6 protein-coding genes and 2 pseudogenes are annotated in these 11,834 nt (G+C 60.5%); all 8 read left to right on the forward strand.

The genetic code is table 11. The features are described 5' to 3' along the window. Positions 1-47 precede the first annotated feature (47 nt). The 8 genes and pseudogenes from B4968_RS15985 (at position 48) to B4968_RS23185 (ending at position 11,791) form a co-directional block, all read left to right on the forward strand. A complete protein-coding gene (locus B4968_RS15985) occupies positions 48-851 on the forward strand; it encodes a type VI secretion system accessory protein TagJ (RefSeq protein WP_083100519.1) in 804 nt (267 codons plus the stop codon). Next, entirely contained in the window at positions 844-1,341 is a 498-nt protein-coding gene (gene tssE, locus B4968_RS15990; RefSeq protein ID WP_083100450.1) for a type VI secretion system baseplate subunit TssE, read from the forward strand. The genes B4968_RS15985 and tssE overlap by 8 nt, the downstream gene beginning before the upstream one ends. Next, positions 1,342-3,218, forward strand: a pseudogene (tssF, locus tag B4968_RS15995) (type VI secretion system baseplate subunit TssF). After that, entirely contained in the window at positions 3,182-4,243 is a 1,062-nt protein-coding gene (gene tssG / locus B4968_RS16000; protein WP_083100451.1) for a type VI secretion system baseplate subunit TssG, read from the forward strand. The pseudogene tssF and the gene tssG overlap by 37 nt, the downstream one beginning before the upstream one ends. Before the next feature lie 26 nt (positions 4,244-4,269). Continuing rightward, positions 4,270-6,996 carry a type VI secretion system ATPase TssH gene (tssH, locus tag B4968_RS16005; RefSeq protein ID WP_083100454.1) on the forward strand — a complete coding sequence of 909 codons (2,727 nt, stop codon included), beginning with the start codon at positions 4,270-4,272 and terminating at the stop codon, positions 6,994-6,996. Between the two features lie 76 nt (positions 6,997-7,072). Continuing rightward, positions 7,073-7,933: an ion transporter gene (locus B4968_RS16010; protein WP_083100455.1), complete on the forward strand. Its 861-nt coding sequence runs from the start codon at positions 7,073-7,075 to the stop codon at positions 7,931-7,933. After that, positions 7,926-8,399, forward strand: a pseudogene (gene tssB / locus B4968_RS23180) (type VI secretion system contractile sheath small subunit); the annotation flags it as partial. The gene B4968_RS16010 and the pseudogene tssB, both read left to right, overlap by 8 nt. A gap of 1,634 nt (positions 8,400-10,033) precedes the next feature. Next, a complete protein-coding gene (locus B4968_RS23185) occupies positions 10,034-11,791 on the forward strand; it encodes a type VI secretion system contractile sheath domain-containing protein (protein ID WP_139792869.1) in 1,758 nt (585 codons plus the stop codon). Positions 11,792-11,834 lie beyond the last annotated feature (43 nt).

Consider the following 11,834-nt stretch of genomic DNA (forward strand, 5'->3'; position numbering starts at 1 on the left):
TCTTTTGATTTTCCTGTTTAGACGGCGGAGTTTTGACCATGAGCCCTGTGACCCCTGAAGAGCATCTGCGGGCCGGTGACCCGAGTGAGGCTCTGTTGGCCCTGCAGGAGAAGGTGCGAGCGGATCCGTCCAATGCAAAACTGCGGATTTTCCTGTTTCAGCTGCTCTGTGTTCTGGGCGACTGGAAACGCGCGGTGGCGCAGCTGCGGCTCAGTGCTGAACTGGATCCGGCGGCCATGATCATGGCGCAGGCCTACCGCGAGGCCATCCTCTGTGAGGTGTATCGCGAAAAGGTTTTCAAGGGTGAAAAAGACCCTTTGATTTTGGGCGAGCCGGAGGTCTGGCTGGCGCAGCTGATCGAAGCGCAAAAACTATTGGCGCGGGGGCATGCGTCGCAGGCGGCAGAGTTGCGGGAGGCGGCCTATGCAGCTGCTCCTACCAGTGCGGGCAGCATCGACGGGACACGGTTTGACTGGATCGCGGATGCGGATATGCGTCTGGGTCCGGTGCTGGAGGTGATCCTGAACGGGCGCTATTTCTGGCTGCCCTTTGCCCAGATCCAAAAGCTTGAAATCGACGAGCCGAGCGATTTGCGCGACACGGTCTGGATGGCAGGCACCCTGACGCTGGCAAATGAAGGCGCATTGGCGGTGCTGATTCCGACGCGCTATCCGGGCAGCGAAGCCGCAGATGCGGCGGCAAAACTGGCGCGCACGACCCTTTGGCAGGACGCCGGAGACGGCGCCTATACGGGGCTTGGCCAGCGGCTTTTGACCATCGGTGAGCAGGACTATCCGCTGATGGATATCCGACTGTTGCAGATTGATGCCGAAGGCGACATCGATGTCTGACAAGATGCTCGCCGAGCGGCTGCAGCCTTCGCTGTTGGACAGGCTGACCGACGATGAGCCGTCGAATCGCAAGGAGAGCCGCGACAGTCGGGTGATTGACCTGAACCGCTTGCGCGAGATCATACAGCGGGACCTGTCCTGGCTGCTGAACACGCACAACGCCGGGCAGATGATTGACGCTGATCGTTATCCTTCTGCGGCGGCCTCGGTGCTGAACTACGGGCTGAGCGAGGTGACGGGCGAGTATTCCACGACTGAAAAGGCTGAAAAGATCCGGCGGTCTATCGAGCAGGCGGTGACCAGCTTTGAGCCGCGCATCATTGAGGGCACTGTGGATGTGCAGTTGATTGGCGATGTTGAGGTGACGGGCATGACCATTGGCCTGGATATTCGCGCTGACATGTGGGCACAACCCATGCCGCTTGAGCTCTATCTGCGCAGCAAGGTTGATGTGACCACCGGTGAGGTCAAGATGGAAAGGGGCATCTGAATGGATACCCGTCTGCTGGGCCACTATGAAACCGAGCTGAATTACCTGCGCGATATGGGTGCGGAATTTGCCGCCGCCTACCCAAAGATCGCCTCGCGACTGGGGATGGAGGGGGTCGAGGTTCTTGACCCCTATGTGGAACGTCTGCTGGAAGGCGTGGCCTTTCTGTCGGCGCGGGTGCAGCTTGAGCTGGAGCTGCAATATCCAAATTTCACCTCCAACCTGCTGGAAATTATCTACCCGCATTATCTGGCGCCAACGCCCTCGATGATGATTGCGTCGTTTGAGCCGGACCCAAGCAATTCTGCGGTGAAAAGCGGCTATCTGATGCCACGGGGCTCTGTGTTGCGCTCGCGCCTGAATGAGGGCGAGCAGAACCCCTGCGAGTTTCGCACCGCAGCGGATCTCACCCTTTGGCCGCTTGAAATCAGCGAGGCGCAATATATCGACGGGCGCGGCGATCTGGTCGCGGCTGGTGTTGCTGCGGGCTATGAGGCCCGCGCCGGTATTCGCCTGCGCCTGAAACGCACTGATGGCGAGGCGCTGCGGGATCTCGATATGGACCGCCTGCAGATCTATCTCGGCAATGCGGCGGGCAACAGTTGGCCCCTGCTGGAGCTGCTGTGCACTCAGGTGCAGGGCATTGTTGCGCGCTCCACCGATCGGCGTGCCGACTGGCATCTGCCGCTGCCCGAGGGGCGTGTGGTGCAAAAGGGCTTTTCGCGCGAAGAGGCATTGCTGCCGGTGCCCGCGCGGGTGTTTGACGGCTATCGCCTGTTGCAGGAATTCTTTGCCATGCCCGAGCGGTTTCGCTTTGTTGAGCTGCAGGGCCTGCGCCCGGCATTGCAGCAGGCGGCGGGCGCTGAGGTGGATCTTTATATCCCTCTGCGCGAAGGCATGCGCGAGGTGGCACCTGTGGTGATGCCCGAGGTTTTCCAGCTCAATACAATTCCTGCGGTCAACCTGTTCGAAAAGCGCTGCGACAGGGTGCGCCTGACCACGCGCGATACCGAACATCAGGTCATTCCCAACCGCACAGCTGGCCTCGACTTTGAGATCTACGCGCTCAAGAAAGTGACCGGCATCAGCGGCGAGGGGGCCGACGATGTCGAGTTCCGCCCGTTTTATTCGGCCGATGATTTCACTGCCGCCGGAGAAAGCCATCCCGCTTATTATACGCTGAAGCGCCGCATGCGGGAACGCTCTGAAAAGGAACGCCTGCGCGGGGTGCGCTCGTCCTATCTGGGCTCTGAGGTCTATCTGACCCTGGTGGATCGTGGACAGGCTCCCTATGGCGCGGATCTGGAACAACTGGCGGTGCAGGCCCTGTGCACCAACCGCGATTTGCCGCTGCTGCTGGCGACGGGCAATGAGAACGTCTTTCATCTTCCCGAAGGCGGGCCGGTGAAACGGATCAGCCTTGCGATCTCTCCGACACGGCCACATCCCTCGTTGGGGCAGGGCGACACTGCCTGGCGGCTGATTTCCCACCTCAGCCTCAACTACGTGTCGATTGCCGACAGCACGCGCGGCCAGGCCGCCGAAGCCCTGCGCGAGCTGGTCGGGCTTTACGCGCCCCTGGGCAATCGGGTCACGGAAAAACAGCTGGAAGGCATCGTTTCAGTCAGCAGTCGGCCCATCGTGCGCCGGATGAGCGATGAGATCCTGTCAACGGCGGTGCGCGGCATGGAAATTTCCATCGGCTTTGACGAGAGCTTTTTTGAAGGCAGCAATATCTACGCGCTGGGAGCGGTTCTGGAACGGTTTTTCCACGGCTACGCCAGCATCAACTCATTTACGGAAACGTTCTGACAACCGAAAAACGGGGAGAAATCGCCAGATGGCGACCACAAAAGGGTCTGGGACGGATGATCTGAGTCTCTTTGACCGGTTGGTCGAAGCTCCTGAAGAACACCATGTTTTTCAGGCGATGCGGGTATTGGAGGCGCATTATTCTGACTATCCGCGCCTCGGTGAAAGCCGCCGGCCGCGCCAGGATCCTTTGCGACTGGGCCAAGAGGCTGAGCTGGCGTTTCCGCCCTCAACCATTGCGGATTTCACCCCGGCAACCAAAGAAGGGCCTGCGCGGCTCACCAATCGGTTCTTTGGGTTGTTTGGCCCACAAGGCCCGCTGCCGCTGCATCTGACCGAATACGCCCGCGACCGCAAACGTAACCACCGCGACCCCACCTTGGTGGGCTTTGCCGATATGCTGACGCACCGGATGATGTCGCTGCTCTATCGCGCCTGGACCGAAGGCGCCCCGGCGGTGAGTTTTGACCGCGAAGAGGATCCCATTGCCGACAGGGCCGCCGCCCTGGCGGGGTATCACGGCAAAGGGCTGCGCGACCGGGATGAGATGCCGGATCTGGCCAAGCTGCATTTTGCCGGCATTCTGGGCCAGGGTACCAAGACGCCTGCCGGGCTTGTGGCCATGCTGTCAGACTTCTTTCGGGTGCCGGTACATCTGGAAGAGTTCGTTGGCAGCTGGCTGCAGCTGGAGCCGGATGATCGCTGGCAGCTGGGCCGGGGTCAGTCTGGACAAGGCGGGTTGGGACGGGGCGGGCTAGGCCATACCACAAGCGTGGGCGAAAAGGTCTGGAGCCGCTCTGCCAAATTCCGTCTGCGTATCGGGCCTTTGTCGCTACAAGAGTACGAGCGTCTGTTGCCGGGCGGGGCGGCGCTGGATCGTCTGCGCTCGGTTGTGCGCAGCTATGTGGGCGATTTCCTTGATTGGGATGTGAACCTGGTTCTGGCGGGCGATGCGGTCCCAAGGGCGAGCCTGGGGGGCATGACCCGCCTTGGCCATACCAGCTGGATCCGCAGCCGCCCGGACCCGGACGCGGACCAAGCGGATGTTGATGATTTGTATCTGTACCCCGGCCTGAGCTCGGGGACTTAAAAAATGACATTAGGGAGCGAAGTGACATGACCGAGATCAGCCGCGTAGCGCTATTTGGCAAGCTCAACAAACTGGGCTATCAGGCCGTCGAAGGGGCCACCGTGTTTTGCAAGATGCGCGGCAATCCCTATGTCGAGCTGGTTCACTGGATGCATCAGTTGCTGGCGCAGCAGGACAGTGATCTGCATCGCATCATCGCGCATTACGATCTCGACACGGGCAAGATCGCCAGCGAAATGACGCGCGCTCTGGATATGCTGCCGCGCGGCGCTTCTGCGATCTCAGATCTGAGCGATCATTTGATGGACGCGATGGAGCGCGGCTGGGTCTGGGGCTCGCTGCTGTATTCCGCCAATCAGGTGCGCAGCGGCTATCTGCTGCTGGGCATGCTGAAGACGCCGGCTCTGCGCAATATCCTTGCCTCAATGTCCCCTGAGCTGGCCCGGATTGGCGCCGATGATCTGGCGGATAATTTTGCAGCAGCCACCGATGGCTCTCCCGAGGCGGCAATGTCGGCACAGGATGGCAGCAGCGTCAGCGGCGGCGGTGCTGAGCCGGGCGAGGCATCGGGTGCCATGGCCCCGGGCGCCATGGGCAAAGGCGAAGCCCTGGAGCAGTTTTGCACCGATTTGACTGAGCAGGCGCGCAATGGTGAGATCGACCCGATTGTGGGCCGTGACGAAGAGATCCGCCAGATCGTTGATATCCTGATGCGGCGGCGACAGAACAACCCCATCCTCACCGGTGAAGCGGGCGTCGGCAAGACGGCGGTGGTCGAAGGCTTTGCGCTGCGGATTGCCCGTGGAGACGTGCCACCTGCCTTGCAAAATGTGCGGCTTCTGGTGTTGGACATTGGTCTGTTGCAGGCCGGGGCCTCGATGAAGGGCGAGTTTGAAAACCGCCTGCGCCAGGTCATCGACGAGGTGCAGGCCAGCGCCGAGCCCATCGTGATGTTCATTGATGAGACGCACACCCTGGTGGGTGCGGGCGGGGCTGCGGGCACAGGGGATGCGGCCAACCTTTTGAAACCTGCGCTGGCGCGCGGCACCCTGCGCACCATTGGTGCCACCACCTGGGCGGAATACAAGAAATACATCGAAAAAGACCCGGCTCTGACCCGGCGCTTTCAGGTGGTCAAGATTGACGAGCCTTCGGTGCCAAAGGCGATTCTGATGATGCGGGGCATTGCCTCGATGCTGGAGGCGCACCATCGGGTGCAGGTGCTGGACGAAGGGATCGAGGCGGCCGTCAGCCTGTCGGCCCGCTATATCCCGGCGCGGCAACTGCCGGATAAATCCGTCAGTCTGCTGGACACCGCTTGTGCGCGCGTGGCGGTCAGCCAACACGCGGTTCCGGCTGAGGTAGATGACAGTCAGCGCCGGATAGAGGCTCTTACGACCGAGTTGCAGATCATCGGCCGGGACGAGACTGCAGGCTACGATGTCGGGGATCGTCGTGAGGCGGTAACCCTGGCCAAGGAGGCTGAAGAGACGCGGCTTGCCGGGCTGACAGAGCGCTGGGATAAGGAAAAACTGGTTGTACAGGAGATCCTCGACCTGCGCGCCAAACTCCGGGAGGGGGCCGCGCCCGTTGACGCCTCGGCTGATGCTGGAGAGACCGGAGCCGAGGGCGCTGTCGAAAGCCCGCTTTCGGCAGAAGAACGCGCCGCCCTGATGCAACAGTTGCAGGATAAAAACGCCGAACTTGAGGTCTTGCAGGGCGATAGTGCGCTGATCCTGCCCATTGTCGACCATCAGGCGATTGCATCGGTGGTGGGCGACTGGACCGGCATTCCGGTCGGCCGCATGGTCAAGGATGAGCTCGACACCATCCTGAATCTTGAGGGCCACCTGGCCAAACGGGTGATTGGTCAGGATCACGCGATGAAGATGATCTCAAAGCGTATCCAGACCAGCCGCGCCGGGCTCGACAATCCCAACAAACCCATCGGTGTCTTTATGCTTGCGGGCACCTCCGGGGTCGGCAAAACCGAAACCGCGCTGGCGCTGGCCGAGGTCTTGTATGGTGGCGAGCAGAACGTGATCACCATCAATATGTCGGAATACCAGGAGGCCCATACCGTCAGCTCGCTGAAAGGCGCGCCTCCGGGCTATGTTGGCTACGGGGAGGGCGGCGTTCTGACCGAGGCCGTCCGGCGCAAACCCTATTCCGTGGTGCTGCTGGATGAGGTCGAAAAGGCCCACCCGGATGTGCACGAGGTCTTTTTTCAGGTCTTTGACAAAGGCGTGATGGAGGACGGCGAGGGACGGGAGATTGATTTCAAAAACACCCTGATCCTGCTGACGTCGAATGCCGGCTCCGACATGATCATGGATATGTGCGCCGACCCGGACCTGATGCCCGCGCCCGAAGGCATTGCCAAGGCGCTGCGCGACCCATTGCTCAAGATCTTCCCGGCGGCGCTTTTGGGGCGTCTGGTCACAATCCCTTATTTCCCGCTCAGCCCCGATATGATCGGCAAAATCACCAGGCTGCAGCTGGGCCGGATAAAAAAGCGGGTGGAAGAGGCGCACAGCGTGCCCTTCTCCTATACCGATGCGGTGGTCGACAAGATTGTCGAGCAGTGCCAGGAGCTGGAAAGCGGCGGCCGCATGATTGATGCCATCGTCACCAATTCGATGCTGCCTGATATCTCTAACGAATTCCTGCGCCGCCTGATGCAGGGGCAAGAGATCGCCAAGGTAGAGATTGGCGTGACGGATGGGGCGTTCTCTTACAGTTTTGATGATTAGGCACCGATTTACGGGAGCGGCGGTCTGTTCCGGCCTTCGCTCCCTGCATTGCACCGCAGAACGGTAGATTTATCTTATGGCCGAAACAGCTTCCTCGACCCTTCAGGACCGTGCCCGCATTTTTGTCGAACGCCCGGTTGTGACCAATTCCATTCTGGGGATCATCATCTTCAATGCGGTGACCCTCGGCCTGAGCACCTCGGAGTCTGTCACGGTGCAGCTCGGGGGTTTGCTGGCTGTTATCGACAAGCTGGTGCTGGCGATCTTTCTGATGGAACTGGCGTTAAAACTGTTTGCCTATGGGCTGCGGTTTTTTTCCTCGGCCTGGAATGTGTTCGATCTGCTGGTGGTGAGCGTCGGCCTGCTGCCGGACAAGCAGGGACTGTCTGCACTGCGCGGCTTACGGGTTATTCGCGCGCTGCGACTGCTCTCGGTCATCCCGCAGATGCGAAAGGTGGTGCAGGCGCTGCTGGATGCGCTGCCCGGCATGGGAGCGGTGATCGTGATGATCTCAATCGTTTTCTATGTCTTTGCGGTAATGGCGACGCTGATGTACGGTCCGACCTTTGACGAGTGGTTCGGCACTCTTGGCCGGTCGCTCTATTCGCTGTTCCAGATCATGACGCTGGAGAGCTGGTCCATGGGGATCGTGCGGCCGGTGATGGAAGTCTATCCGATGGCCTGGTCCTTCTTTGTGCCCTTTATTGTGATTACGGCCTTTTCGGTGCTCAATCTCTTTATCGGCCTTTTGGTCAACACGATGCAGTCGGCGGTTGAGGCAGAAGCCGAGGCCGAGGCGGAGGCAGAGTTTGAACAACTGCGCGATCTGGTACGCCGTGAAACCGATGTTGTCGATGCGCATGTGCTGGAATTGCACGACGAAATTAAGGCGCTGCGTCAGGAACTGCGTGCTTTGAAAGGAGGCGAAAATGGCTGACAATTCGCAAAAATTCATTGGCCGCAACCGTGCGCCCCGGGTGCAGATCGAATATGATGTCGAACTATACGGGGCTGAAAAGAAGGTGCAGCTGCCCTTTGTCATGGGGGTGATGAGCGATCTCGCAGGCAAAAGCAAAGAGCCGCAGCCCGCCGTAGCAGATCGAAAATTCCTCGAAATCGACGTCGACAGTTTTGACCAGCGCATGAAGGCAATGGCCCCACGTGCGGCCTTTAGCGTGCCAAATACCCTGACCGGCGAGGGCAACCTTGCGGTTGATCTCACCTTTGAAAGCATGGCGGACTTTAGCCCCGGTGCCATTGCGGCCAGGGTTGAAACATTGCGGCCGCTGCTGGAGGCCCGCACCCAACTGCAGACCCTGATGGCCTATATGGATGGCAAGGCTGGTGCCGAAGGCTTGATAGAACATATTTTGCAAGACCCGGCCCTGATGTCAGTTCTGGCCAAGGGCGACGCCTCTGCTGCCCAGGATCAGGCCACAGCCCTGGACTCCCTGCGTGCGCTTGAGCGTCCTGAGGCGGAGGCAGACAAAAGTGGCGATGTGTTGGCAGCTCTGGCGGCCAGCGCGCCACAACAGGCTGATGAGGCCACCGATCTGGTGGGCGACACACTGGCGGATCTCGCCAGACAACAGCCAGTCGCGCCACGTGAGGACGACACAGAGACGGCAGCAACCCTGTCTGCGCTGGCAACACCTCAGGCAACACTGGCAAGCGACACTGAAACTGAAGCGGATGCAGAGGCTTTGGCATCCTTGCGGTCCGTTGAGGTTGCGCCGGAAGAAACGACCGAGGCGGCGGCAGCTGTGTTGGGGGATCTCGCCCGCGCGGGTGAGGCGGCCCAGAGTGAGGCTGTGCCTGAAGGATCAGCCAGCGATAGCATTCTGGATGAGCTGGCAGCTTTGGACGTGAATGAACCCGAGGACACTGTGGCAACCACTGATATCCTCGAAGGTCTCGGAGCGGTGGAGGCAACATCTGAAAGGACTGATGACGATCTCTCGGATGTGTTGGACTCATTGGCGGCTTCAGCTGCGGATGACCCCGCTCCAGCGGAGGCGACAGCGGATATTCTCGACACTTTGACCGGGCAGGTACAGGAAGACGCGGCCACCGAGGATCTGTCGCAACTGTTGGGCGACCTTGCTGCACTGACGCCGGAGACCGGCGAAGAAGAGCAGGGTGGCGCGGCGGATGTTCTGGACGCGCTGAGCGAGCTTGAGGTGACAGCCGAGGAAGAGCCGCAGCTCGGCGATATCTTGGCGGAGGTTTCTGCGGCCTCTGGTGCAGAGGATCTGGGTGCCTCCGCAGAGGACGACCTGGCAGGAATTCTGCAGGGTCTTGGTCCGGACGGCGAGGATACCCCGGAAGAGGCTGAAGATGATTTGCAAGGGCTGCTTGATGATCTGAGCATGCCAGAGCCCGAGCCAGAGACTGGGACTGGCGATGACACCAACCTCGATGATGTCCTGGCCGGGCTGGATCATTCGGATGAAGAGTCTGAAGCGGTGGCAGAGGCAGACGCATCAGGGCAAGACGCCCTGGAGAGCTTGCTGGGTAGCCTAGAGCTGAGTGAAGAGCCCTTAGAGGATGAGACGGATCTGGATAGCCTGTTGTCTGATCTGGGCGATCTGGATGAATCTGGCGCGGATGATCCGTCGGGGAGCGCAGAGGATCTGGACGACCTTCTGGGAACGGCGACAGCGGCGCCTGCACCCGAAGAGGATTTGGATCTGGATGACCTCCTTGGCGATCTGGGTGGCGATCTGGGTGCCGATCTTGAGGCCGAAAGCGACGCGGCCGAGGCGGGGCTGGACGATCTTTTGGCGGATCTTGGTAGTGACGAAGCGGATGACGATGCGGATGATGAGGCCGATGACGGGATGGGTGATCTGGATGATCTGTTGGGGGATCTCAATCTGGCGCTTGACCCCACTGACTCTGACCCATTTGACCCGGACACAGACACAGACACAGGGGCGACGGGCGGAGAACAGGCGGGTGATACCCAAGCGGCCCGGCTGGCGGAGCCTGAATTTGCCTATGGCACCATCAGTGCTGACAGGCCTGACGCAAATCGGTGACACGCCGCCGCTTTCGCATTGCCCTGTTTGGAGATTTCTCTGGTCGCGCGGCGCGTGGTCTGGTCGAGACAGGCGCTGCCTTGGCCGACCGGCCTGCAATCCTGCTGGACCCGGACACGGTAGAAGATGTGATCGAGGGATTTGCCAGCGAGCTGATCCTGCCCATTGGTAAAGACAGCGAGGGCAAGGAGGGGGGCGGTATCGCGGTCAAGCTCTCGGAATTTGACGACCTGCACCCGGATGAGCTGTTTGACAATGTATCGCTGTTCTCGGAGCTGGTGAGCCTGCGCAAGCAGTTGCAATCGGGCGTCACCGTTGAACACGCCAGCCGTAGCCTTGCGGCCTGGGCGGCACAGTACGGCACGTCAGTTCGTCTGCCAAAGCAGTCCTCGGCAGGCAATGCGGTGCCCGCAGACCGGCGGCTCAGCGCCTTTCAGCACTTGATTGGCGACCGGGAAAATGCGCTGCGTCAGGCCTCACCAATTGAAGAGCTGTTGGCCCGTATCGTCGGGCCGCATATTCGCGCCCTGCCGAACCCGGATGTGGCGGCTATGCCAGAGGCGGTGGACGCTGCCCTCACGGATGCCCTGCGCCTGGTGCTGCACCACCCCGAGTTCCCATCCATTGAGGCGCAGTGGCGGTCCCTGGATCTGATCGCCCGCTCGGTCGAGGTGGACGACAGTCTTGAGGTGGTGCTGTATGATGTCTCTGCCGAAGAGCTGGCAGCGGATCTGGCCTCTCAGGATGACCTTGCGAAATCCGGCCTGACCCGACTGCTGACTGAGGCTCCGATGGATCCGGAAATGGGCCGGGGTGGCTATTCTGCCCTTGTTGGGCTCTATTCTTTTGAAGAAACGCCGCCACATGCCGAACTGCTGGGGCGTATCGCCCGGGTGGCGGCGCATGTGGATGCACCCTTCTTTACCAGCCTGTCGCCAGAGTTCCTCAAGACTGACAAAAAGGACCGGCCTCCGCTGGTCGCCTCGGCCTGGGACACCCTGCAAGGCATGCCTGAGGCCGCCCATTTGGCGCTGGCCAGCCCCCGCTTTTTGCTGCGCCGTCCTTATGGCGCAAAAAGTGACCCCGTTGATGCCTTTGATTTTGAGGAGTTCTCGCAAAAAGAGGGGCTGAAAGGCATGCTCTGGGGAAATCCTGCGGTGCTGGTGACAATCCTTTTGGCGCGCTCGTTCAAGGAAAACGGCGCGTCGATGCAGCTGGGATCAATCATGTCGCTGGGGGATATGCCCTTTCATACGGTGATCGACAGGTTTGGCGACCAGGTTGCCTTGCCCTGTACCGAGCGTAATATTGATCTGGACAAGATCGCGATGGCCAACGCCCGTGGGGTCATGGCCCTGAGCGCGGTAAAGGGCCGCGACGAGCTGCGCCTGACCTCGTTTTCATCGGTTGCAGGCTGCGAGGTTCTGGGTCCCTGGACAGGGGCGCCTGCGCCAAAACCCTCGCCTGCGGATCCGCGTGAAAAGGCCGGGATTGCAGCCCCTGCTGCCACGTCGGAGCAGACAGCGGTCGCAGACCCGGCGGCTGAACCGGATCTTGATGATTTGGGCCTTGATGATCTCGGACTTGATGACCTGGGGCTTGACGATCTTGACCTTGAGGGGCTGGGGGACACGGATGATGGGCTGAGCGATCTGGATGATCTGTTGGCCGGATTTGGCGATGATGACGCACAAGAGGCTGGCGACGACGATGAGATGGACGCTGATCTGGCGGCCTTATTGGCGGATTTGTGATGATGGCATTTGAATTTTCAGAGGCGAGGTTTCGCCCATATTT

The organism is Pseudophaeobacter leonis (assembly GCF_002087335.1).
In the GTDB taxonomy this organism is placed as follows: domain Bacteria; phylum Pseudomonadota; class Alphaproteobacteria; order Rhodobacterales; family Rhodobacteraceae; genus Pseudophaeobacter; species Pseudophaeobacter leonis.

Coding starts and splice junctions, on each gene's coding strand:
- B4968_RS16010 (WP_083100455.1), top strand. CDS start 7,073: ATGGCCGAAACAGCTTCCTCGACCCTTCAGGACCGTGCCCGCATTTTT.
- tssH (WP_083100454.1), top strand. CDS start 4,270: ATGACCGAGATCAGCCGCGTAGCGCTATTTGGCAAGCTCAACAAACTG.
- tssG (WP_083100451.1), top strand. CDS start 3,182: ATGGCGACCACAAAAGGGTCTGGGACGGATGATCTGAGTCTCTTTGAC.
- tssE (WP_083100450.1), top strand. CDS start 844: ATGTCTGACAAGATGCTCGCCGAGCGGCTGCAGCCTTCGCTGTTGGAC.